This window comes from Cupriavidus basilensis, assembly GCF_000832305.1.
Classification (GTDB): domain Bacteria; phylum Pseudomonadota; class Gammaproteobacteria; order Burkholderiales; family Burkholderiaceae; genus Cupriavidus; species Cupriavidus basilensis_F.
The window spans coordinates 2,998,766-3,020,453 of the sequence record NZ_CP010536.1 but is presented as its reverse complement, the minus strand read 5'-3'; the positions used below and the strand labels follow the sequence as shown (position 1 = coordinate 3,020,453).

The window sequence follows — 21,688 nt, the reverse complement described above, 5'->3', positions numbered from 1 at the left end:
TCCGAGCCTTTAGAGCCCACCCGCATGATCTTCCACGCGCATCCCGGCGTCATCGACCTTGGCGTCAATATCGACCACGTGGCCACGCTGCGCAATGCGCGCGGCACGGTCTATCCCGATCCGATCCAGGCAGCGCTGCAGGCCGAGCAGGCCGGCGCCGACCTGATCACGCTGCACCTGCGCGAAGACCGCCGCCATATCCGCGACGCTGACGTGCATGCGCTGCGCCCGCTGCTGGCCACGCGCATGAACCTGGAGTGCGCGATCACCCAGGAAATGCTCGACATCGCCTGCGGGATCCGTCCGCAGGATGTCTGCCTGGTGCCCGAGCGGCGCGAGGAAGTCACCACCGAAGGCGGCCTGGACGTAGCCGGGCGCTTCGAGCAGGTCAAGTCCGCCTGCCGCCAACTGGCCGACGCAGGCATTCGCGTCTCGCTGTTCATCGATGCGCAGGTCGAGCAGATCGAAGCCGCTGCCGCTTGCGGCGCCCCGGTGGTGGAACTGCACACCGGGCGCTACGCCGATGCGCATTCGGCCGAGGAGCAGGCCGCCGAGCTGCGCCGCGTCGCCGAAGGCGTCGATGCCGGCGTGCGGCTTGGCCTGGTGGTCAACGCTGGCCACGGCCTGCACTACACCAATGTGCAGCCGGTGGCCGCGCTGCATGGCATCAAGGAACTGAACATCGGCCACGCCATCGTCGCGCACGCGGTCTTTGTCGGCTGGCAGAATGCCGTGCGCGAGATGAAGGCCATCATGGTCGCCGCGCGTCTCGGCACCACCTATCCGCGCCCGGACGCCGCAGCGTGATCTACGGCATCGGCACCGACATCATCCAGATCGATCGCGTGCAGGGCGTGATGGAGCGCACACGCGGCCGGTTTGCCGAGAAGGTGCTCGGTCCGCAGGAACTTCAGAAGTACCACGCCCGCAAGGCGCGCTCGGAAAAACGCGGGCTCGCTTTCCTGGCCACGCGTTTCGCTGCCAAGGAGGCCTTCTCCAAGGCGATCGGCCTGGGCATGCGCTGGCCGATGACCTGGCGCGCGATGGAACTGCTGAACCTGCCCTCCGGCGAGCCGTATCCGCATTGTCACGGCGAGCTCGACGCCTGGCTGCGCGAGCGCGGCCTCGTGGTGCGGGTCAGTGTCAGCGACGAACACGATTATGCGGTCGCTTTTGCGATTGCCGAGCCGGGCGGCGCTGGCGTCAGCCTGCCGCTTGCCTCCCAGCCTAGTGAAGAATCCAAATGATCAAGAAGATTTCCGGTAAACGGCCGGGTCCGGTTGTACTCGATGTCAAAGGCAAGCAACTTGATGCGGACGATGTCCGCCGCATCTCTCACCCCCTGACTGGTGGCGTGATCCTGTTCGCGCGCAACTTCGAGTCGCGCGCGCAACTGCAGGCACTGACGCATGAGATCCGCACCGTGCGCGACGATGTGCTGATCTGCATCGATCACGAGGGTGGCCGGGTGCAGCGTGCCAAGACCGATGGCTTCACGCACCTGCCGGCGATGGCCCGGCTTGGCGCGTTGTGGGACCAGGACGTGCTGGCGGCAACCAAGGCGGCCGTGGCCTGCGGCTACGTGCTGGCGGCCGAATTGCGCGCCTGCGATATCGACCTGAGCTTCACCCCCGTGCTCGACCTGGACTACGGGCTCAGCGCCGTGATCGGCGACCGTGCCTTCCACGCTGACCCGCGTGTGGTGACCATGCTCGCCAACCACCTGACCCACGGCCTGCTGCTTGCCGGCATGGCCAATTGCGGCAAGCACTTCCCGGGGCACGGCTTTGTGGCAGCGGATTCGCATGTGGCCGTACCGGTGGACGAGCGCGGCCTCGACGAGATCCTCTCGCAGGATGCGCGCCCTTACGAGTGGATGGGGATGACGCTGTCATCGGTGATGCCGGCACACGTGATCTACCCCAAGGTCGACCCGCACCCGGCCGGCTTCTCACGCTACTGGCTGCAGGACGTGCTGCGTACCCAGTTGGGCTTCGAAGGCGTGATTTTCAGCGATGACCTGAGCATGGAAGGGGCCAGCGTGGCAGGCACGGTGACCGAGGCCGCGCGTGCTGCCTTGGGCGCCGGATGCGACATGGTGCTGATCTGTAACCATCCCGAGCGGGCCGACCAGTTGCTGGATGAGCTCGATGTGCGTATCGGCAAGACCTCGCAACGCCGTATCCGCCGCCTGTTCGGCCGCCGCAAGCCGCTGGACTGGAACAAGCTGATGCAAGAGGCGGAGTACGCCGCCGCCATGGGCGTGCTCAAGCGCCACGGCCTGATTGCCTGACGCTGCATTCGCCGAAAGCCGGCAAGCAGCAGGGAAAAGAAAAGGGCAGCTTCGGCTGCCCTTTTTCCATTGCGCCAACCGCGCTGCGGTTGGCGGCGAATCAGCGGCGCTTAATTTGCGCGGCTGCGGTATTCGCCGGTACGGGTGTCGATTTCGATCTTGTCGCCGATGCTGCAGAACAGTGGCACTTGCAGTTCGAAGCCGGTGTTGATCTTGGCGCCCTTGAGCACCTTGCCCGACGAGGTGTCGCCCTTGACGGCCGGCTCGGTGTAGGTGATCTCGCGGACCAGCGTGGTCGGCATGTCCACCGAGATGGCCTTGTCGTTGTAGAACACCACTTCGACGGTCATGCCGTCTTCGAGGTAGTTCAGCGAGTCACCCATGCTGTCCTGCTCGACTTCGTACTGGTTGAAGTCGGTGTCCATGAACACGTACATCGGGTCGGCGAAGTACGAGTAGGTGCATTCGCGGCGTTCCAGCATCACGACTTCAAACTTGTCGTCAGCCTTGAAGACGGATTCACCCGGGGCTTCCGTCAGCAGGTTCTTGTACTTCATCTTGACCACGGCGGAGTTGCGGCCCGACTTGTTGTACTCAGCCTTCTGCACGACCATCGGGTCGGTACCGATCATGAATACGTTGCCGACGCGGAGTTCTTGTGCGGTTTTCATCTGAACTATTTCCTGAAAAAGAATGTCTCGGAATTCGGTATGGCGAAGGCGCTCTGCCGACACACTGCGCGCAAGCTTGCGCGGGGCGTTTCCGTCTTCCGGCCTGGTCACCATCAAAATAACCCACTATTTTACCCGATTTTCGCAGAAGGCCACGAGATTTGCGGCCAGGTCGCCAAGGTGCTGCAGGCTGCGCTGCCACTGCTCGGTGGCGGCACCCAGCACGGGCAGACAGGCGCGCAGGCGCGACCAGTCAGGTGATTCACCATCCTTATTCCAGCTGTGCCAGAAGGCGGAAAGTGCGTTGGCAGCCTCAATTTGGCCGCTTTGTTCCAGCCGATGGCGGAACAAAGCCAGGAAGGCATCAAGCTTGACCATGTGCGCCGCGTCGGATTGCGGGTAGATATGCCAGACAAAGGGCCGGCCAGCCCACTGCGCGCGCACGAACGAATCCTCGCCACGTACGAAGTTCAGGTCGCACAGCCAGAGCAGTTCATCGTAGTGCTCCTGGCGCACAAAGGGCACCACCTGCACGGTCAGGTTGCCACACTCGAAAGCGCTGCCGGCCATGCTGCCGGCCGCCCCGAACCATTCGCTTGCCTGTTGCGCCGCCAGGCCGGCCGGGACCAGGCACTGGACGGGGTCCGGGCCATCCCGCCATTGCGCGAGCAACGCCGGCAACGCGGCGTTGGCATAGGCGAACAGGCTGACTTTTATGGCGCCGTCGATGGGCTGGAAGCCAAGGCGACGCCAGAGCGCCGCTTGGGCTGCGGGGCTAGTGCGCAGGTGCTCGCGCTGCATGCCGAGCATGGCTTCGCGCAGCAGGCCGCCCGTGCCGGGCTCGAAGCCTGGGAAGAAAAAATACTTGACCAGTGGCAAGCGCGGGTGGGGCGAGGCCATGCCGTGGTGTTCCCTGACCCAGGGCTCGGCGCTCATGTATTCGAGATTGATCCAGGCCGGCTTGGGCTCGCATGCAGCCATGGCGGCCAGGAATGTGGCCGGCAGGTCGCAGGCGAAGGACTCGATCACCGCATCGTGCGGCGCGACCCCCGCGAAGCGCGCGGCGCTCTCCTCGGCGCTTTCCTGGTCCGCGCGCCGCCACGGGCGAATCGTCACGCCGGCAAGCACTTGCTCTGGAGCGGCGATGTCGAGGCCTGGTGCAAGGCGCGCGAAGCTGGTCAGGTCGTCCACCCACAGGCGCACGGCGTGGCCGTGTTCCTGGGCCAGCTGGCGTGCCAGCCGCCAGCAGACGCCGATATCGCCATAGTTGTCGATGACGGTGCAGAAGATGTCCCAGGAGCGGATGGCGCGATCGGGCTGAGTGGGCATGGTGGCGTGATTCCGCAAGGATTTGCTCTAAACTTGCGATTTTAGAGCTTGTTGCGCTTTGGCCCTGCCGGGCATGCGCGCTGCCAGCCAGCCCACGGTCAATTCGCTACCGATGTCCCAGCAGGAACCTGAAACCCACGATCAGGGCGCGTCCGCCTCCACCCAGCCGGATGGGCTGCCCGAGCAGCTGGCCAAGGCGTCCTTGGCGGCCCCTGCCGACTCTGTGTCGGACGCGCCATTCGACGCCAAGGCCGTGATTGCGCAATTGCCCGGCCTGCCCGGGGTCTACCGCTACTTCGATGCCCAGGGCAATGTCCTTTACGTGGGCAAGGCGCGCGACCTGAAAAAGCGCGTCTCCAGCTACTTCAACAAGACGCTGCTGTCGCCGCGCATTGCCATGATGGTGGCCAAGATCGTGCGCATCGATACCACGGTGGTGCGCACCGAGGCCGAGGCGCTGCTGCTGGAGAACAACCTGATCAAGGCGCTGGCGCCGCGCTACAACATCCTGTTCCGCGACGACAAGTCGTATCCGTTCGTCAAGCTGACCAGCCATCGCTTCCCGCGCATGGCCTATTACCGCGGCGCCACCGACCGCAAGCATCAGTATTTCGGGCCGTTCCCCAGCGCGGGCGCCGTGCGGGAGAGCATGCAGATCCTGCAGCGCGTGTTCCAGCTACGTACCTGCGAGGACACCGTCTTTACCAATCGCACGCGGCCTTGCCTGCTGCACCAGATCCACCGCTGCACCGGGCCTTGCGTGGGCGCCATCAGCGAGGCGGATTACATGCGCGATGTCAGCAACGCGGCGCGCTTCCTGCAAGGCCGCCAGAACGAGGTGCTCGAAGGCTTGCAGGCGAAAATGGAAGAGCATGCGGGGCGGCTGGAGTTCGAGCAGGCGGCGGCGGTGCGCGACCAGATCGGCGCGCTGTCCACCGTGCTCAAGCGGCAGGCCGTGGAGGAGGTCGGGCAGTCCAGCGACATCGACGTGCTTGCGGTAGCGGTGGAGGGTGGCCGTGCGTGCGTCAATCTGGCGATGGTGCGCGGCGGCCGCCATCTTGGCGACAAGGCTTACTTCCCGGCGCACGTCGAAGAGGGCGCGATGATTGTCGGGCACCGGGACGAGGATGCCGGTGCCAGCGCGGTGACCGAGCCGGGCGAGGCGGGTGGCGAGGGCGCGGCAGCGCCCGGCGGCCCGGCCGGCATACCGGTCGAGCGCATCGCTGCCGAGGTGTTGTCTGCCTTCTTGGCGCAGCACTATCTGGACCAGGCCGTACCGCCGATCCTGGTGGTGAGCCACTTGCCGCCAGGCAAGGCGCTGTTGGAGGCATTGTCGATGCAGGCGGGGCGCAAGGTCACGCTGGTGCGCCAGCCGCAGGGGCAGCGCCGGTCCTGGCTCGAGATGGCGCAGAAAGGCGCCGAGCTGGCGCTGTCGCGCCGCCTGGCTGAGCAAGGCAGCCAGCAGGCCCGTACGCGGGCGCTGGCCGAGACGATCGGCATCGACATGGAGGACCTCGCTTTGCTGCGGGTCGAATGCTTCGACATCAGTCACACCGCTGGCGAGGCCACGCAAGCGTCTTGCGTGGTCTTCCACCATCACGAGATGCAGAACGCCGAGTACCGCCGCTACAACATCCAGGACATCACGCCCGGCGACGACTACGCCGCCATGCGTCAGGTGCTGACCCGCCGCTACCAGAAGCTGGTGGAGATGCTGGAGCAGGCGCAGGAGGCAGCTCCCGGGGGTGACGAGCAAGGCCGCGAGGCGGGCGCGTCCAGCGCGCTGGCGCTGGTGCCGAACGTGGTGCTGATCGATGGCGGCAAGGGCCAGGTGGAGGTTGCGCGCCAGGTGTTCGAGGAGCTTGGCCTCGATATCGGGCTGTTGGTCGGCGTGGCCAAGGGCGAGGGCCGCAAGGTCGGGCTGGAGACGCTGATCTTCGCCGATGGCCGTCCTTCGCTGGAGCTGGGGCAGGGCAGTGCGGCGCTGATGCTGGTGGCGCAGATTCGTGACGAGGCGCACCGCTTTGCCATTACCGGCATGCGCGCGCGCCGCGCCAAGGTGCGCAACACGTCGCGGCTGGAGGAGATCGAGGGCGTCGGCGCCCGCCGCCGGCAGAAGCTGCTCACGCGCTTTGGCGGCCTGCGCGGGGTGGTCGCGGCCAGCATCGACGAACTGGCCAGCGTCGATGGCATCTCGCACGCGCTGGCCGAGGAAATCTATCGGCAGCTACATTGATCCGGCCAAATCCGACGCCCATGTGGCAGGAAATGCTCGGCCATCGTTGAAATAGGCGACAATCTCGGCGTTGCCCATTGCCGTCGTCCCGTTCCGAGCCCCCATGCCGCTGAATATACCGATCCTGCTGACCTGGCTCCGTGTTGCCATGATTCCCCTCGTGGTGGGCGTGTACTACCTGCCTGAAGCATGGCTGCCCATGCATGCCAAGAACATGACGGCAGCCGGTTTTTTCATCGTGGCCGCGGTCACCGACTGGCTGGACGGTTTCCTGGCCAGGCGCTGGAACCAGACGTCTTCCTTTGGCGCCTTTCTCGATCCGGTCGCCGACAAGCTGATGGTGGCGGCCGCGCTGCTGTCGCTGCTGGCGCTGGGCCGGGTGGCCGACCTGATCGCGCTGGTGATCATTGGCCGGGAGATCACCATCTCCGCGCTGCGCGAGTGGATGGCGCAGATCGGAGCGTCGAAGAGCGTCGCGGTGAATTTCCTCGGCAAGCTCAAGACCACCTTCCAGATGATCGCGATCCCTCTGCTGCTCTTCAACGATAGCCTGTTCGGCATCGTCGATGCTTCCGTGCTGGGCGCATGGCTGATCTACGTGGCGGCGGTGCTGACCCTGTGGTCGATGTTCTATTACATGAAGCTGGCGTGGCCGCAGATCCGCGAGCGCAGTGGCCTAAGTGGCGAGGCCACCGCACAAAAGTGATGATTCGATGAAAAATATGCTTGACGACCACGCCGCTGATTTGCAATAATCCTGTTCTCGCTTCTGACGAAACAAACCGAACGAAGCGAAAAGCAGCAAGAATGTAGCAAGATGTGAGCTGTATTGGCACAGAAGCTGTGTTTTGAGTAGGAAGTTAGCAGGATCCTGCGGGAGTAGCTCAGTTGGTAGAGCGCAACCTTGCCAAGGTTGAGGTCGCGAGTTCGAGCCTCGTCTCCCGCTCCAGGTTTCGGTTAAATCTGGAAATCCACAGTGTGTGTTTTGTGGTTCCAGGTTGGCACGCAGAGTAGTCGAAGTAGTAAATGCGGGAGTAGCTCAGTTGGTAGAGCGCAACCTTGCCAAGGTTGAGGTCGCGAGTTCGAGCCTCGTCTCCCGCTCCAATCCCAAAGGGAAGCACCGCTTCCCTTTTTGTTTGTGATGGTAGTGCGCAAGCGCGGCCCGGCAGGGTCTGGCGAATGCGGCTACAATCCAGCAGCCGTCACCCGGCGGGGTGGCAGAGTGGTCATGCAGCGGCCTGCAAAGCCGTGTACGCCGGTTCGATTCCGACCCCCGCCTCCAGTATCTTCAAGCACAGAGCGCTACCCTAACCGGTGGCGCTTTTGCTTTCTGGCGATCCGTTCACCACCGGTGCCATCTGCACCAACGTTCCCCTCCTCCTTCCCCTCCTTCTTCCCCCTCTTTTTTTCCTCAAATTTCCGCCAGAGCGTGAGTCCCGGCTGTCTTTTTGTCGTTTATCCTCTTCTATTTTTAGGACAAGTCCTAATATCGTCGCTTATTTTTGTTTTATTTCCCAATTTTGCTTCAGCTATTCCAGCGGCTGCCGTAAAGGCGGAGTGAGGGTCGTCCAAAAGATGACTCGCCGGATTTCGAGACTGTTGCAAGCGCGCTTCCAAAACTGACTGCCTGACCCCGTTCCCGTTGCCCACGGGCGTCATTTCATCGTCCACCTCTATTGGAGAAGCGGTGCGCGCCCTCGCGCGCGCCGACATTGCGCCATGAACATCACTCAACGCCTGTTAGGCACCTTGTCGCTGGCCCTGCTTGCCCTGCTTGCAGTCGGAGTCGGCGGTATCTGGCAACTCCGCGAGTCGCAGGAGCGTTTTACCTACTTCAACGACAACACGCTCGCCAGCGTGCGCACGCTGAGCGACCTGCGCGATACCGTCAGTACCATGCGCCTGTCGCTCTACCACTATGCCTTGTCCCCGGAGGCGAGCAGCCGCTCGGAGGCGGTGGCCGCTTTGTCTAAGGCGGACGAGGCTTTCGACGCCACAGTCGCGCACTACGAGCGCACCGATCTTTCCGATGAGACCGACCGCAAGATGCTGGATGCGGATCGCGCCGCGATCAAGCAGTATCGCGCGGAGCGGGGGCGCTTCCTGGAGCGGTCTGCCGCCGGCGACGCCGACGGTGCGCGGGGCATGCTGATAGGGGGGTCGCTCTTTGTCGCGGTCAAGGCGCTGCGCACCGCCATCAACGAGCACGTGGCGTACAACGCGGGCCTGGGCGAGAAACTGGTTTCGAGCAACGCGAAGGCGTACACGCTAGCCTTGGCGTTCTTTTCGGCAATTATTGTCTGCGGCTTTGTTGTCACGGGCGCAATGGGCTATTCGCTCTATCGGCACATTCATGTCAGCCTGGCGGAGATCGAGCAGACCTTGCACTATGTGAGCAAGTCGCTGGACCTCGAGCGTCGCGCTTCGGTGCGCAATGGGGATGAGATCGGGCGCACGGCGGTTGCCTTTAATCAATTGATCGAGCGCGTAGCATCGGCGCTGCGTGAAGTCCGCATGTCGACCGATTCCGTGAGCACGGCTGCCCGCCAGATTGCGGCAGGCAATGCTGACCTGTCCACGCGCACCGAGCAGCAGGCTGCGTCGCTGGAGCAGTCAGCAGCCAGCATGGAGGAACTGACCGCGACGGTGCGGCAAAATGCCGACAATGCACACCAGGCCAGCAGCCTGGCGAATTCTGCCGCCGATGTGGCCGAGTACGGCAGCACGGCCGTGCAGCAGGTGGTGGAGACGATGGGCGCAATCAGCACCAGTTCCACCCGTATCGCGGAGATTACGACCTTGATCGAAGGCATCGCCTTCCAGACCAATATCCTGGCGCTCAACGCTGCGGTCGAAGCTGCGCGCGCTGGCGAGCAGGGCCGTGGCTTTGCGGTCGTGGCCGGCGAGGTGCGCAGCCTGGCCCAGCGGTCGTCCAGCGCGGCGAAGGAAATCAAGGACTTGATCGACACCTCGGTCGACACGGTCAGGCAAGGCTCGGCGCAGGCCGAGGATGCGGGCAAGACCATGGGCGAGATTCGTCAGGCCGTGCGCCGCGTGTCCGACATCATCGGGGAGATTGCCGCAGCCTCGCGCGAGCAAAGCACCGGGATCGAGCAAGTCAATCAGGCCGTCGGGCACATGGACCAGGCCACGCAGCAGAACGCGGCGTTGGTGGAGCAGGCGGCAGCGGCTGCGCAATCGCTGGAAGAGCAGGCCGACAAGCTGCGCGAGACCGTGGCAACGTTCCAGTTGGCCGGGCGGTAGGACTTCAGGGCGGTAGGATCAGGGCGACGGGATGGCAGGGCGGCGGCGCGCTTCCGCGATGATGGCGGCGCATCCTGCCCCGATTCCGCGCTTTGCCTTTGTGGTGATCGTGTTACATTCCATGTTGTAGTCTTCACGGGGCGTTCAGGGCATATCCTGACCTGAACAGCGTGCCATCGTCGTCCGCTTGGACTCATGCCGCGCTTTTCGCCTCCAGGCTGCTGTAAAACTCCCGTTCCCGTTTCCCTCAATCAGTGCGGTACCTCTCGGCCTGTGTCCGGCGTTCAACGCCGCAGCGCGGCCCGGAGGTCGCTTTGTGGTCCCCGCCTACGGCCGCTGGGGGCGGGCGGGTTGTCCAGTCACCGCCGCCATGGCCAAGCACGAGGAACCCAGAACGCATGCATCACGCTACCCCGCTCATCAGCACCATCGTCGGCGGTCTCGTCCTGGCGTTTATATTGGGTGCGCTGGCCAACCGGCTCAAGCTCCCACCGCTGATCGGATACTTGTGCGCGGGCATCGTGGTCGGCCCGTATACGCCGGGCTACACCGCGGACCAGGCGCTGGCGCCGGAACTGGCGGAGCTTGGCGTGATTCTGCTGATGTTCGGGGTTGGCTTGCATTTCTCGCTCAAGGACCTGATGGCGGTGAAAACGATCGCCATTCCGGGAGCGGTGGTACAGATCGGCATCGCGACCTTGCTCGGGATGGGCGCGGCCTGGGGCTTCGGCTGGGAATGGGGCCCAGGCCTGGTCTTCGGGCTGGCACTTTCGGTGGCGAGCACCGTGGTATTGCTCAAGGCGTTGCAGGAGCGCGAGCTGGTGGAGTCGCCTCAGGGCCGGATCGCGGTGGGCTGGCTGATCGTGGAAGACCTGGCCATGGTGCTGACGCTGGTGCTGCTGCCGGCGCTGGCTGGCCTGCTCACGCCGTCCGCAGACGGCGCGGCGTCAGGCGCGGCCGCACCGGACTCGGGCGACATCGTGTTCGCCGTGTTCGCTACCCTGGGCAAGGTGGCGGCCTTCGTCGCTGTGATGCTGGTGATTGGCCGTCGCTTTATTCCCTGGATGCTGGAGCGCATCGTCTGGACCGGGAGCCGTGAACTGTTCCGTCTGGCGGTGTTGGCAACGGCGCTCGGCGTGGCCTTTGGCGCGTACTCGCTGTTCGGCGTGTCGTTTGCGCTCGGTGCATTTTTTGCCGGCATGGTGCTGGCGGAGTCTGAGTTCAGTCACCGCGCGGCGGAGGAGTCGCTGCCCCTGCGCGATGCGTTCGCGGTGCTGTTCTTTGTTTCGGTCGGCATGCTGTTCAACCCGATGGTGCTGATCAACGACCCCTGGGGCGTGCTGGCCACGCTGTTCATCATCGTGGTGGGCAAATCGCTTGCTGCACTTTGCATCGTTCGGGTGTTCGGGCATTCCACCCGTACCGGCATGACCATCGCGGTCAGCCTGGCCCAGATCGGCGAGTTCTCCTTCATCCTCGCGGGCCTCGGTGTCTATCTGAAGATCCTGCCCGAGCGGGGCCACGCCCTGATCCTGGCTGGCGCGCTGCTGTCCATCGTGCTAAATCCGTTGCTGTTCCACCTGCTCGATCGCTATACCGCCAAGCATGCAGGCGAAGCGGATCCCCATCCCGCATGAGCGCGGGCATGCAGCGGCCTGTGCAGTTCACTGGCTGGTTGCCGCGGCATCGCGGCGAAGATACTCCGTAAAGGCCAGCAGGCCCTGCGTAGGGTACTTGTCCTGGTGAACCACGAGGTGCAGTGGCCTCACCACGTCGGGCAGGCCATCGCGCAGCGCCACCAGAGTGCCGCGCTGCAATTCGTCTTCCACCACCTGCAGCGACAGGCAGCTCACTCCATAGCCGCTCATCACGGCACGCTTGATGGCTTCGGAGTTGCCCAACTCCAGCGCGAAGCGCAACTCGCCCAGCAGTGGCGCCAGCCGTTGTTCGATGATCTCGCGCGTGCCCGAGCCGGGTTCACGCACGACCCAGTCGGCGTCGCGCAAGGCGGCCAGATTGCCAGGGTAGCTTGCGAGCGGGTGTGACGGGCTGACCACCACCACCATCACATCGTCCCGCCAGTGGGCGCTGCGCAGGTCGCGCTCGTGGCATGTGCCCTCGATCAGCCCGATATCCGCCTCGAAATGCAGCAATGCCTGCAGGACCTCGCGCGTGTTGCCGATGCGCATGTCCAGCGCACAGGGGCCACTCTGCGCATGCCGAAAACCCGCGAGCAGCCCCGGCAGGATATAGCTGCCGATAGTGTTGCTGGCGGCAATGCGCAGTTGCACCCCGGGTTGCACGGTGAAGCGCTCGAGTTCCTGTGCCTGGTCCAGCAGCGACAGCGCGCGCGGAAAAAACAGCCGGCCGGTCTCATTGATGCTCAGTCGACGCGCCACCCGGTCAAAGAGGGAGCCGCCCAGCGTGGCCTCCAGATCCGCCAGCGCGGCGCTGACCGCGGATTGCGACATGGCCAGCGCATCGGCCGCAGCCACGGTGCTGCCGTGCTGCGCCACCGCGACGAAAACGGAGAGTTGGCGCAGGGTGAGGCGGAGTGGGCGATGGCTCATATCTGTAAAACAGGTAATGTATAACGATATTACCTGTTTTACAGATTTACGCCAGCTAAGTACGCTTCGAGCATATTCAATATGCGCCCCGAAGCCCTCCGGCATTACGGGCAGGACCCCCGCCATGTCTTCCATTCAATCGTCCGCAGTTGCCAATCTCGGCACCGAACCTCCTTCGTGGCCGACCCGGGTCTTGACGCTGGTGCCACTGGGTTTCATCGCCTGGCTGGCCATGGTGTTCTCGGCGCACCCGGCGGTCTCGCGCCTCGGCATGAGCGCGCTGACGCTGGCCATGTTCGCCGGCATGGTGGCCGGCAATACGCTGCCGCAACGCTGGCTCATCCCGCTCGCGCCGGGCATGCAGCTGGCGCGCCAGCAACTGCTGCGCTTCGGCGTGGCGTTGTATGGCCTGCGCCTCACCTTTGGCGCCATCGCCGACCTGGGCCTGGCAGGCGTGCTGGTGCCGCTGGCCATGCTGGTCTCGACCATGCTGCTGGGGATCTGGATCGGCTCTTCGCTGCTGGGACTAAGCCGCCGGGAAGCGATTCTCGTCAGCGCGGGCAGCGCCGTATGTGGCGCCGCGGCGGCCATCGCGGTGGCTTCGGTGGTGCGCACCGATGACCGCCAGACGGCCGTGGCCGTGGCCACGGTGGTATTGTTCGGCACGGCCGGCATGCTGCTGTATCCCTATCTGTTTGAGCTGGCCACGCAGCACTGGCACCTTGCCATCAGCGAGCGCACGTTTGGCATCTACACCGGTGCCACGCTGCACGAAGTGGCACAGGTCATTGCCTCGGGCAAGATGGTCAGCGACGCCACCGCGGATGCCGCCGTGGTGACCAAGATGGTGCGCGTGCTGGCGCTGGGCCCGCTGTTGCTGGTGCTGGCGCTGTGGCCGAAGGCCGGCATCGGGCTTGCGGAAGACGGCAAAGGCGAGAACGCGGCAGGCGGGCGTCCGTGGGGTGCCATTCTGAAGGCGATCCCGTGGTTTGCGGTGGGTTTCGTGGCGGTGATGGCCGTGCATTCGGCGGGCCTTGTCCCCCAGGACTGGAAGCCGGCCCTGCTGGCCTTCGATAACTGGCTGCTTGCCTGCGCGATGCTCGCAATTGGCTTGCACACCCGCATTGGCACCTTGCTGCGCGCCGGGCGCAAGCCCCTGGTGCTGGCAGGCCTGCTGTTTGTGTTCCTTGTGTGCGGCGGCGCGCTGCTGTGCGCAGCGGTGGCCTGAGCGCGCAAAGCCGGGGGAGGGGAGCGTGGATGCTGGGAGGGTAGATGCTGGTGCGGCCGACGGGGGTCGAACCCGTAAGCCCGTAAAGGCGGCAGATTTTAAGTCTGCTGAGTCTACCAATTTCTCCACGGCCGCACGGCAAGCCCGATATTGTGGTCGGTTGCGCGCGGTGATGCAAGCTCCGCGCCGTAGGCAGCCAAGTGAGCCGAGGCAACGTCTTTATGTGTCGGTTGTTACTCCTGGTAACAATGTAACGTTCTCGGTTTCACCTGCAATTTCCCAGGAACCTACAATACCTCTTATCGAATAACGCATTGCAAGAGGCTAGGATCATGAAACGTTGGTGGCTCGCAGGACTCGCTTTGCTTGGGGCGCTGGCATCCGGTGCGGCAATGGCCCATGTGAGCGTTGGCGTGGCGATTGGGGTGCCTGGCGTTGTGGTCGGCGGCCCGGCGTACTATCCGCCGCCAGCCTATATTGCCGCTCCGCCCGTGGTCATGGCGCCTGCACCTGTCTACTATGGCCCGCCACCGGTCATCGTGCGGCCGGCTCCGGTCTACTACGGTCCGGGGCCGGGTTATTACGGCCCGCGCTACTACGGCCGCGGCTACTATGGGCGGGGTTACTACGGCCCGGGACATGGACGCCACTGGCGATAAGCATGAACGACCTGCCTCGCGCAGGCTGGCGAAAGGGGCCCTGCGGGGCCCTTTCGTTTTTCAGGCGCAGCCCTGGGAGGCAAACTGTAGGCGGCAATCCGGACAAGGTTCCATAGTTATCAGTGGGGTCAAAAAATTTGAAGAGACAGGTCAAACCGGCTCTCATATCCTTATTAGGGTTTTCACCTATACTGACGCTGTGACGCCGTGATGACAAGATTCCGCAATGCTTCGTCATCCAGCGCCCCTCCAGCACGACCTAATTCCCAAGAGGATCCGCCCATGAAGATCAAAAACAACCTGGTGGCGATCGCAGCCCTGACCGCCCTCTCCGCACTCTCCGCTTCCGCCTTTGCAGCCGGTATCGCCAAGGCAGACCCTTACACCGATGGCGCCAAGATCGGCAAGGTTGATCCCTACACCGATGGTGCCAAGCTTGGCAAGGTTGACCCGTACACCGACGGCGCGCGCAAGGTGGATCCGTTCACCGACGGCGCCAAGGTTGGCGATCGCCGCGACCAGTTCAGCGACGGAGCCTGAGTTTGCCGGACACAAGCCTGCGGCCCTGAGGGCTGCGGCCGTCCGCATCCAGCAACGCTCGTGAATCATCAAAGGACCCGCCTCGAGCGGGTCTTTTGCTTTTTGCGGGCAGGTGCCAGGACGGTGGCGGCATGGTCATGCCAAGGGCCGTGGCGCTATACTTCCGGCTCACTGAAATGATCTTCGAGGAGAGTGGTATGCAGCAAAAAACCGTGCTGACGGCAGATGATGTGAAGAAGGTACTGGCCGCAGCCGAGCTGGAAGCCAAGAATCACCAATGGGCGGTTTCGATTGCCATCGTGGACGATGGTGGTCACCTGCTGGCATTGCAGCGCCTGGACGGTGCTGCACCGATCTCGAGCTACATCGCGACCGAAAAGGCACGTACGTCGTCGCTGGGCCGTCGCGAGTCCAAGGTTTACGAAGACATGATCAACAACGGCCGTCACTCTTTCATGACCGCACCGGTGCTGCAAGGCATGCTGGAAGGTGGTGTGCCTATCGTGGTCAATGACCAGGTAGTGGGTGCGGTTGGCGTGTCGGGCGTGAAGTCGACCGAAGACGCACAGATCGCGCGTGCGGGTATTGCCGCCCTGGGCGTCTGATACTCGCCTGCAAACAGAGGCGGCCGTGGTGCCGGCAGTGAGCGTGGCTCACGGCCGGCACCTCCTGCCTACCGCGGAGCGAATCGCTTGTGCTCCCTGATGCCAAAGCCTGTCGACAGACTTTGGCGTCGGGCTGCCGGTTCCGGTAGCCCTTCTTGCATCGAGATCCCGTACAGCATTACATGGTTGCCACGAGGGTTTCCCACGGCATGGCTTGTGCTGGCGCGTGCGCGCGCTCGGGCACGGTCACTTCGTCAGGATCAGCTTGCCATAGCGCGTGATGCGCAGCGTGTAGACCTCGCCGTTATGCAGGATCGGCAGCAGGTTGGCGCCACGCATCAGCGAATCCAGGGGCACTGCATCCCCAGCGGGCGCAGCGGGGAGGCTGTCGCGCACCAGCGCTTCGAGCCGGGCGGGCAGGGCAGCTACAGCAGATTTCATCGATTCGATCGCCGCGCTGGCGGGGTTTTCGCGCCGCGCCGGCGCAGCCTTGCTGGGATTGACTTCGACCCGGCGCAGGGAAAGGCGGCGACGGGTGACTTCATGCGGTTGCGACAGCGGCAGGGTCAGGGTGCTCATGGGCGGGCTCCGGTCCGGTGGTCTGTGGCGGCTGCGCGGGACTGCGAGCGGTCACGACCGGGTTCAAGTTGGCTCAATATTAAATGAGAATTGTTATCATTACAACAGAGATCTCTATTGTGAAGGACGGTTCAGCGCAAACAAAAAGGGCACTCCATGGAGTGCCCTTTTTGTCGATGCTCCGCTGCCGGCCCAAATAGCACGGCACGAACAGCACTAATGCTTGGGTTCCGTGATGAACCCGATCTTGCCCAACCCGCCGTGCTGGGCGGCTGCCATGACTTCCGCCACACGCTCATAGCGCACGTCGCGATCGGCCCGCAGATGCAGCTCAGGCTGCGGCTGCTGCTGCGCGGCCTGGGCTATGTTGGCTTCGAGCGTGGGCTCGTCCACCTCAGCCTGGTTCCAGAAGACCTTGCCGCTGGCGTCGATCGCCAGGTTGATGTTCTGCGGCTTGGGATCGTTGGGCGTGTTGGTTGCACGCGGAAGGTCGATCTTGACCGTGTGGTTGATCACGGGAATGGTGATGATGAAGATGATCAGCAGCACCAGCATGACGTCGACCAGCGGCGTCATGTTGATTTCGCTCATTACTTCGTCTTCGTCCGAGTCGAGGGTGCCGAATGCCATGATGACTTCCTTGTTGCCTTGCTGCGGCCTTACTGATTCTTGACTGCGAGGCGCACACCGTTGTCATCGGCGGCACGCGCGCTGGCGCTGGCCGGGCGCACACGGGCGCCGGTGACGAAGTAGGCGTGCAGGTCGTGGGCGAAGCGGTTGAGTTTCGAGATCACGCCCTTGTTGCCGCGGGTCAGCGCGTTGTAGCCGAGCACGGCGGGGATCGCAACAGCCAGGCCGAAGGCGGTCATGATCAGCGCCTCGCCCACCGGGCCTGCCACCTTGTCGATGGTCGGCACGCCGGAGGCGCCGATGTTGATCAGCGCGTGATAGATGCCCCACACGGTGCCGAACAGGCCAACGAACGGCGCTGTGGAACCGACGGACGCCAGCACGGCCAGGCCCGATTGCATGCGTGCAACGGCGTCGTCGATGGCGCTCTTGAGCGAGCGGGTGATCCAGTCCGAGATGTCCATCACGTCGTGCAGTTGCGGCTGGCTGGCGCGATGGTGCTGCGCGGCTTCCTTGCCGGTCATGGCCAACGCGCGGAACGGGTTGGCTTCGCTGCTGCCGAGGGTTTCGAGCGCGTGGTCGAAATCGTCGGAGTGCCAGAACCGCTTTTCAGCGCCATGCGCCATCTTCTTCAGCCGGAAGAGATCCCACGCCTTCGTGAGAATCACGATCCACGAAGCCAGCGACATGATGAGCAGAATGATGGCGGTGGCACGCATGACGAAATCGCCTTGCGTCCAGAGGTGAGAAAGTCCGAGGTCCTGCATGTTGGTTCCTGGTGAGGTCGGTATTGAAATCAGTTGAGTTCGAACCCGATCGGCTGCTGGGCGGTAACCGCCACGGCACGACCGTTGTCCAGATAGGGCTTGCAGCGCATGCGTCGCACCGCCTCCTCGGCGGCCTGGTCCAGCCTGGAGGATCCGCTCGAGGTTACGACCGTGGTCTTGACCACCTTGCCGGTATCGTCTGTAGTCAGACGCACCACGGCCTTGCCGGTTTCACCCATGCGGCGCGATTGCGACGGGTAGGTGGGCTGTGGCGGGCTGCACTGGATCTCGCCAATGCCGACCGCGCGTGGCGCTGCCGACACAGGAGCGGCTGGCTCGGGGGCGGGGGCGGGCGGTGCCGGCGGGGCAGGCGGCGCGAGCGGTGCTTCCACGGCATTGGGCGTGGGCGGCAGCGATGCCACCGGCGTCGGCGTGGGGCGCGGTTGCGGCGGTGCAGGCTTGGGTGCGGTGACCTTCACCTGCTTGGGCGGGGTTTCCGGTTTGGGCTTTGGCGTCTCGACGGCGGGCTTCTGGGGCGGCTCGAGCGGGATGATGCGCGCGACGACTTCCGGCGAGATCACGGCCTCCGTGATCTTGCGCCCCAGCCCGCTCTGGATCAGGTAGAGCAGGCCGACGTGGAACAGCAGGACGGCAAGCGTGATCTTGAAAAAACGTTGATCGAACATGAGAAAACAGCAGATGTCGGCGAATTGGCGCGGCGCCGGCTTTATTAGCGATAGGGCCTATTTGCGATAGAACAGGATCAGCGAGATGCCACAACCGACCAGCAAGCTAAGCAGCAATTCCATGATAAACGCTCCTTCAACAGTGATGCCGGTGGGAGCGCCGCTCTCGAGGCAGCGTGTCAGGTCGCCAGTATAAACGATAATGATTCTTATTTGGTGGCATTTTGCGCAATGCGTTGAATCGCTGCCGCGCAGCCGCCTTTATACGCCGATTTGGCGATACCTTCCCGCGGCTGCGACAAAATGCGCGCTCTCGCACGGCACAGGGTTGCCGGCAATGCCCGATCTGCCACAAAGCGCGCTAGCATAGGAAAAAGACGAACCATTCGAGCCGTTCGAGTATTTCGCCGCGCCGGCCGCGGCGCCCCCCGTGCGAGAGGACCAGGCCATGGATTTCACCCGTTTCGCCGAAGACGACCGCTCGACCCTCCTGCGTGCTGCGGCCGGCTCGCCATGCACCTCCGCGCTCGACTGGATGTGCGCCCAGTTCGCCCTGCGGGTCGTGTGCTCGCTGGGGCCCAGATTCAACCTGCGCAGCAATATCAACGACATCCTGACGGTCAGCGCACAGGAGATGGTGTGGCCGTACGGCGTGGTGTTGCGCGTCCAGCGTTTCCTTGCCGCGCGCTGCGCCGATATGCCGGCCTGGAAAGGCGCTGCGCGCCTCACGCCCGAAGAATTCCTGGAGCGGCACGGGCAATGGAACAGCGCCTTCGATGAGAGCGCGCTGTTCTACTACCTGGATGAGTACGTCAAGCATCACGCCAAGGATATGTTCGCCGTGTTCGATGCGTCGGCGGCAGCGCTGGCAGAGCGGCTGGATGGCGAGCGCGTGCTGCTGGTGCGTAACATCGACATGCTCAGCCATGTGCTGGATTTGCCCGAGCACGAGCGCAAGCTGTTGCTGTATGCGGCGCTCGCAAAATACAAGCGCGACCTGCGCGCGGTGATGGTGGACTGCAAGGTAGCGCACAGCCAGGAGGCCTTCCAGATCCTCGCGGGCTTGACCGGCGCAAGTCCGGCCGCGGTGGCGGCCTCGCTGCGGCCCGGCTCGCGCCTGGAGACGCTTAACCTGATCGAGCAGCCCCTGCCCGAGAACAGCGTGACCGATCTGGGTGACCTGATGCGCCTGTCGGATCGGTTGTTGCATGTCCTGCTTGGCAACTACGCTAACGAAGCCGAGATGATGGCGGTGTTCACGCGCCCGGCGGCGGCCCCCACGCTTGGCACCGGCGACTATCCGCACGTCGAGACGGATGCGCGCTACCTGTCGGCGCTGCTGGCCAACGCCACACAGCAGCATGCCTGCGGCGTCAACGTGTTGATCTACGGCCCACCCGGCACTGGCAAGACCGAGTTCGCGCGGCTGCTGGCGCGCGAGGCTGGCTGCGAGTTGTACGAAGTGGACTGCCTGGACCGCGACGGCAACAGCTTGTCAGGCAAGGATCGCTATCGCTCGCTTCAGGTGTCGCAGGCGTTCCTGCGTGGCCGCCCGCGCACGGCTTTGCTGTTTGATGAAGTCGAGGATGTGTTCCCGGGCAGCGCGCGCGAGCTCACCAGCCTGTTTGGCCAGGAGGATCCGCGCGGCTCGGTGAACGGCAAGGCCTGGGTCAACCAGACGCTGGAGCAGAACCCGGTACCGGTGATCTGGATCTCCAACTCGATTCGCCAGATTGACCCGGCCTATCTGCGCCGTTTCCAGTTTCACCTGGAGCTGAAGATCCCGCCCCCGCTGGTGCGCGAGAACATCATTCGCAAGCACCTGGGCACGCTGGACGTGAGCGACGCCTTTATTGCGTCGCTGGCCGCGCGCAAGACCTTGACACCGGCGCAGGTGCAATCGGCCGCGCGCTTCGTGCAACTGGCGGGCTCGGGCGTGGCCGAGCCGGTGGAGGCGCTGATATTGCGGCAGCTTGACCATGCCGACCGCGCCATGGGCTTGCGCCCGGAGGTGGAAGGGCGCCCGGTGGTGACGCACTACCGCCTGGATTACCTGAACCTGGAGACGCGCTACGAGGTCGGCAAGATCGTGCAGGCGCTCAAGGCACGGCAGCGCGGCACCTTGTGTTTCTATGGTCCCCCGGGCACCGGCAAGACCGCGCTGGCCGAGCACATCGCGGCCGCGCTCGAGCAGCCGCTGATGATCCGGCGCGCCTCCGACCTGATGAGCAAGTACGTGGGGGAGACCGAACAGCAGATCGCGGCGATGTTCGCGCGCGCGGAGGAGGACGGCGCCATCCTGCTGCTCGACGAAGCCGACAGCTTCATGCAAAGCCGGCAGAACGCCGTGCGCAACTACGAGGTGTCCGAGGTCAACGAGATGCTTCAGGGCATGGAGCGCTTCAACGGCATCTTCGTATGCACCACCAACCTGTTCGAGCGGATCGACGAGGCGGCGCTGCGTCGTTTCTCGTTCAAGATCCGTTTCTTGCCGCTCAAGCCCGAGCAACGCATGGCGATGTTCGTCGAGGAAGCGCTGGATGCCGAACCGCAGCGCATGGACGCAACCATGCGCGAGGAGCTGGCGAAGATGGATTGCCTGACGCCGGGCGACTTCGCTACTGTCAAGCGTCAGTGCGTGCTGCTCGGCGAGACGCTCACGCCAGACGAGTTCCTGGCGCAGTTGCGCCAGGAACATGCTGTCAAGCCGGACGTGCGGCAGCGCCGGCCGCTGGGGTTCCTGCAATGACCTGAAGCAGGAGGCGACGCCTCAGTCGAATGCCGGCGCGGGCTCGATCACCAGGGTTTCCGCGGGCGCGTCCACATGCAGCAGCGCCGCGGCCATGGCGCGCAGATGGGCGGCATCCTTGGTCGAGGTGTAGCGGTCGCTGGGCACCGCGTCGGCGCTCGCAGCCATGTCGTGCTCGGCCAGCTTGCGCCGAAGTTGCCGCGCGATCGCGTCACCGGTATCGACCAGCGTCAAACGATCGCCCACCAGTTCACGCACGGTGTCCGACAGGAAGGGGTAGTGGGTGCAGCCAAGTACCAGCGTATCGGCGCCGGCCTCGAGCATGGGCGTCAGGTAGGTGGTGAGTTTCTCGCGCACGGCCGGGCCATCCACATCGCCTTGCTCGATCAGCGGCACCAGCCCGACGCCAGCCTCGCAGAGGAAGCGACTCTCGCCTTCCAAGGAGGCAAGCAGCCGGCCGAACTTTGCGCTCTTCAATGTGTTACCCGTGGCCAGCACGCCAACCACTTTGCTGCGGCTGGCAGCGGCGGCGGGTTTCAGGCCGGGCTCGACGCCGATGATCGGCAGCGCCAGCTTTTCGCGCAGCGTTTGCACCGCATGCATGGTCGCCGTGTTGCAGGCGATCACCAGGGCCTTGCAGCCCTGTGCCACCAGCCATTCGCAAACCTGCAGCGTGCGCGCCTCGACAAAATGCTCGGGCTTCTCGCCATAGGGCGCGTACTTCGAGTCGGCTACGTAGATCAGCGATTCCTGCGGGAGCAGGGCACGGATTTCGCGCAACACGGACAGGCCGCCGAGGCCGGAATCAAAGATGCCAATGGGTGCGTTGTTCACAGGAGGGGTCGAGGCAATCAAAAGGTCAGGTAGCAAAAAGCCGGGTCG

20 protein-coding genes and 4 tRNA genes are annotated in these 21,688 nt (G+C 64.1%); 15 read left to right on the top strand and 9 right to left on the bottom strand.

The features are described 5' to 3' along the window. Positions 1–24: 24 nt before the first annotated feature. Genes pdxJ through nagZ form a run of 3 tightly spaced genes read left to right on the top strand, consistent with a single transcriptional unit; the run spans position 25 to position 2,293 of the window. The gene (pdxJ, locus tag RR42_RS14025) at positions 25–807 is read left to right on the top strand and encodes a pyridoxine 5'-phosphate synthase (RefSeq protein ID WP_043347849.1); all 783 of its coding nucleotides are present in this window, start codon (positions 25–27) and stop codon (positions 805–807) included. Continuing rightward, positions 804–1,247, top strand: a complete 444-nt coding sequence (acpS, locus tag RR42_RS14020) for a holo-ACP synthase (RefSeq protein ID WP_043347846.1) — start codon at positions 804–806, stop codon at positions 1,245–1,247. The genes pdxJ and acpS overlap by 4 nt, the downstream gene beginning before the upstream one ends. Then, on the top strand, positions 1,244–2,293 hold the full coding sequence (gene nagZ / locus RR42_RS14015) for a beta-N-acetylhexosaminidase (protein ID WP_043347842.1): 1,050 nt from the start codon (positions 1,244–1,246) through the stop codon (positions 2,291–2,293). The genes acpS and nagZ overlap by 4 nt, the downstream gene beginning before the upstream one ends. A 110-nt stretch (positions 2,294–2,403) precedes the next feature. Here the strand turns inward: nagZ and efp are convergent, their stop codons facing one another. Further along, on the bottom strand, positions 2,404–2,964 hold the full coding sequence (gene efp, locus RR42_RS14010) for an elongation factor P (protein WP_043347839.1): 561 nt from the start codon (positions 2,962–2,964) through the stop codon (positions 2,404–2,406). Between the two features lie 126 nt (positions 2,965–3,090). Next, the gene (gene earP / locus RR42_RS14005) at positions 3,091–4,293 is read right to left on the bottom strand and encodes an elongation factor P maturation arginine rhamnosyltransferase EarP (RefSeq protein WP_043347837.1); all 1,203 of its coding nucleotides are present in this window, start codon (positions 4,291–4,293) and stop codon (positions 3,091–3,093) included. 112 nt (positions 4,294–4,405) lie between these two features. Here earP and uvrC point away from each other — a divergent pair, with 112 nt between their 5' ends. The 7 genes from uvrC to ybaL all read left to right on the top strand — a co-directional run bounded on the left by uvrC (position 4,406) and on the right by ybaL (position 11,430). Beyond that, a complete protein-coding gene (uvrC, locus tag RR42_RS14000; protein WP_082055019.1) occupies positions 4,406–6,529 on the top strand; it encodes an excinuclease ABC subunit UvrC in 2,124 nt (707 codons plus the stop codon). 103 nt (positions 6,530–6,632) lie between these two features. After that, positions 6,633–7,235: a CDP-diacylglycerol--glycerol-3-phosphate 3-phosphatidyltransferase gene (gene pgsA, locus RR42_RS13995; protein WP_043347835.1), complete on the top strand. Its 603-nt coding sequence runs from the start codon at positions 6,633–6,635 to the stop codon at positions 7,233–7,235. Positions 7,236–7,402: 167 nt separating this feature from the next. Continuing rightward, a tRNA-Gly gene (locus tag RR42_RS13990) sits at positions 7,403–7,478 on the top strand. A gap of 79 nt (positions 7,479–7,557) precedes the next feature. Next, positions 7,558–7,633: transfer RNA gene (locus RR42_RS13985), tRNA-Gly, on the top strand. A 104-nt stretch (positions 7,634–7,737) separates the two neighbouring features. Beyond that, a tRNA-Cys gene (locus tag RR42_RS13980) sits at positions 7,738–7,811 on the top strand. A 437-nt stretch (positions 7,812–8,248) separates the two neighbouring features. Further along, on the top strand, positions 8,249–9,793 hold the full coding sequence (locus tag RR42_RS13975) for a methyl-accepting chemotaxis protein (RefSeq protein ID WP_043347834.1): 1,545 nt from the start codon (positions 8,249–8,251) through the stop codon (positions 9,791–9,793). Between the two features lie 398 nt (positions 9,794–10,191). Beyond that, positions 10,192–11,430: a YbaL family putative K(+) efflux transporter gene (gene ybaL, locus RR42_RS13970; RefSeq protein WP_082054901.1), complete on the top strand. Its 1,239-nt coding sequence runs from the start codon at positions 10,192–10,194 to the stop codon at positions 11,428–11,430. A gap of 27 nt (positions 11,431–11,457) precedes the next feature. Here the strand turns inward: ybaL and RR42_RS13965 are convergent, their stop codons facing one another. Further along, complete coding sequence (locus tag RR42_RS13965) at positions 11,458–12,363, bottom strand: LysR family transcriptional regulator (protein WP_043347832.1); 906 nt, start codon at positions 12,361–12,363, stop codon at positions 11,458–11,460. 124 nt (positions 12,364–12,487) lie between these two features. On the opposite strand from RR42_RS13965, the gene RR42_RS13960 reads away from it, so the two are divergent. Beyond that, positions 12,488–13,591, top strand: a complete 1,104-nt coding sequence (locus RR42_RS13960; RefSeq protein ID WP_043347829.1) for a YeiH family protein — start codon at positions 12,488–12,490, stop codon at positions 13,589–13,591. Positions 13,592–13,639: 48 nt separating this feature from the next. Here RR42_RS13960 and RR42_RS13955 read toward each other — a convergent pair. Continuing rightward, positions 13,640–13,726: transfer RNA gene (locus tag RR42_RS13955), tRNA-Leu, on the bottom strand. 197 nt (positions 13,727–13,923) lie between these two features. On the opposite strand from RR42_RS13955, the gene RR42_RS13950 reads away from it, so the two are divergent. The 3 genes from RR42_RS13950 to RR42_RS13940 all read left to right on the top strand — a co-directional run bounded on the left by RR42_RS13950 (position 13,924) and on the right by RR42_RS13940 (position 15,395). Beyond that, a complete protein-coding gene (locus RR42_RS13950; RefSeq protein WP_043347826.1) occupies positions 13,924–14,250 on the top strand; it encodes a hypothetical protein in 327 nt (108 codons plus the stop codon). Between the two features lie 282 nt (positions 14,251–14,532). Continuing rightward, positions 14,533–14,790, top strand: a complete 258-nt coding sequence (locus RR42_RS13945; RefSeq protein WP_043347823.1) for a hypothetical protein — start codon at positions 14,533–14,535, stop codon at positions 14,788–14,790. 197 nt (positions 14,791–14,987) lie between these two features. Continuing rightward, positions 14,988–15,395: a heme-binding protein gene (locus tag RR42_RS13940; RefSeq protein ID WP_006158644.1), complete on the top strand. Its 408-nt coding sequence runs from the start codon at positions 14,988–14,990 to the stop codon at positions 15,393–15,395. Between the two features lie 246 nt (positions 15,396–15,641). Here RR42_RS13940 and RR42_RS13935 read toward each other — a convergent pair whose 3' ends face one another. The 4 genes from RR42_RS13935 to RR42_RS13920 all read right to left on the bottom strand — a co-directional run bounded on the left by RR42_RS13935 (position 15,642) and on the right by RR42_RS13920 (position 18,057). Then, positions 15,642–15,974, bottom strand: a complete 333-nt coding sequence (locus RR42_RS13935; RefSeq protein ID WP_043347818.1) for a hemin uptake protein HemP — start codon at positions 15,972–15,974, stop codon at positions 15,642–15,644. Between the two features lie 216 nt (positions 15,975–16,190). After that, positions 16,191–16,604, bottom strand: a complete 414-nt coding sequence (locus tag RR42_RS13930) for an ExbD/TolR family protein (protein WP_043347815.1) — start codon at positions 16,602–16,604, stop codon at positions 16,191–16,193. Positions 16,605–16,633: 29 nt separating this feature from the next. Then, positions 16,634–17,371, bottom strand: a complete 738-nt coding sequence (locus RR42_RS13925) for a MotA/TolQ/ExbB proton channel family protein (protein WP_043347812.1) — start codon at positions 17,369–17,371, stop codon at positions 16,634–16,636. A 29-nt stretch (positions 17,372–17,400) separates the two neighbouring features. Further along, on the bottom strand, positions 17,401–18,057 hold the full coding sequence (locus tag RR42_RS13920) for an energy transducer TonB (RefSeq protein WP_043347808.1): 657 nt from the start codon (positions 18,055–18,057) through the stop codon (positions 17,401–17,403). 448 nt (positions 18,058–18,505) lie between these two features. Between RR42_RS13920 and RR42_RS13915 the strand changes: the two genes are divergently transcribed. Then, a complete protein-coding gene (locus RR42_RS13915) occupies positions 18,506–20,806 on the top strand; it encodes an AAA family ATPase (RefSeq protein ID WP_043347805.1) in 2,301 nt (766 codons plus the stop codon). 21 nt (positions 20,807–20,827) lie between these two features. On the opposite strand, the gene murI is transcribed toward RR42_RS13915, so the two are convergent. Further along, on the bottom strand, positions 20,828–21,640 hold the full coding sequence (gene murI / locus RR42_RS13910; RefSeq protein ID WP_043347802.1) for a glutamate racemase: 813 nt from the start codon (positions 21,638–21,640) through the stop codon (positions 20,828–20,830). Between the last annotated feature and the right edge of the window lie 48 nt (positions 21,641–21,688).

Bases quoted from the DNA above. Each gene is read 5' to 3' on its own strand.
- pdxJ (WP_043347849.1), top strand. From the start codon at position 25: ATGATCTTCCACGCGCATCCCGGCGTCATCGACCTTGGCGTCAATATC.
- nagZ (WP_043347842.1), top strand. From the start codon at position 1,244: ATGATCAAGAAGATTTCCGGTAAACGGCCGGGTCCGGTTGTACTCGAT.
- efp (WP_043347839.1), bottom strand. From the start codon at position 2,964: ATGAAAACCGCACAAGAACTCCGCGTCGGCAACGTATTCATGATCGGT.
- earP (WP_043347837.1), bottom strand. From the start codon at position 4,293: ATGCCCACTCAGCCCGATCGCGCCATCCGCTCCTGGGACATCTTCTGC.
- uvrC (WP_082055019.1), top strand. From the start codon at position 4,406: ATGTCCCAGCAGGAACCTGAAACCCACGATCAGGGCGCGTCCGCCTCC.
- pgsA (WP_043347835.1), top strand. From the start codon at position 6,633: ATGCCGCTGAATATACCGATCCTGCTGACCTGGCTCCGTGTTGCCATG.
- RR42_RS13975 (WP_043347834.1), top strand. From the start codon at position 8,249: ATGAACATCACTCAACGCCTGTTAGGCACCTTGTCGCTGGCCCTGCTT.
- ybaL (WP_082054901.1), top strand. From the start codon at position 10,192: ATGCATCACGCTACCCCGCTCATCAGCACCATCGTCGGCGGTCTCGTC.
- RR42_RS13965 (WP_043347832.1), bottom strand. From the start codon at position 12,363: ATGAGCCATCGCCCACTCCGCCTCACCCTGCGCCAACTCTCCGTTTTC.
- RR42_RS13960 (WP_043347829.1), top strand. From the start codon at position 12,488: ATGTCTTCCATTCAATCGTCCGCAGTTGCCAATCTCGGCACCGAACCT.
- RR42_RS13950 (WP_043347826.1), top strand. From the start codon at position 13,924: ATGAAACGTTGGTGGCTCGCAGGACTCGCTTTGCTTGGGGCGCTGGCA.
- RR42_RS13945 (WP_043347823.1), top strand. From the start codon at position 14,533: ATGAAGATCAAAAACAACCTGGTGGCGATCGCAGCCCTGACCGCCCTC.
- RR42_RS13940 (WP_006158644.1), top strand. From the start codon at position 14,988: ATGCAGCAAAAAACCGTGCTGACGGCAGATGATGTGAAGAAGGTACTG.
- RR42_RS13935 (WP_043347818.1), bottom strand. From the start codon at position 15,974: ATGAGCACCCTGACCCTGCCGCTGTCGCAACCGCATGAAGTCACCCGT.
- RR42_RS13930 (WP_043347815.1), bottom strand. From the start codon at position 16,604: ATGGCATTCGGCACCCTCGACTCGGACGAAGACGAAGTAATGAGCGAA.
- RR42_RS13925 (WP_043347812.1), bottom strand. From the start codon at position 17,371: ATGCAGGACCTCGGACTTTCTCACCTCTGGACGCAAGGCGATTTCGTC.
- RR42_RS13920 (WP_043347808.1), bottom strand. From the start codon at position 18,057: ATGTTCGATCAACGTTTTTTCAAGATCACGCTTGCCGTCCTGCTGTTC.
- RR42_RS13915 (WP_043347805.1), top strand. From the start codon at position 18,506: ATGGATTTCACCCGTTTCGCCGAAGACGACCGCTCGACCCTCCTGCGT.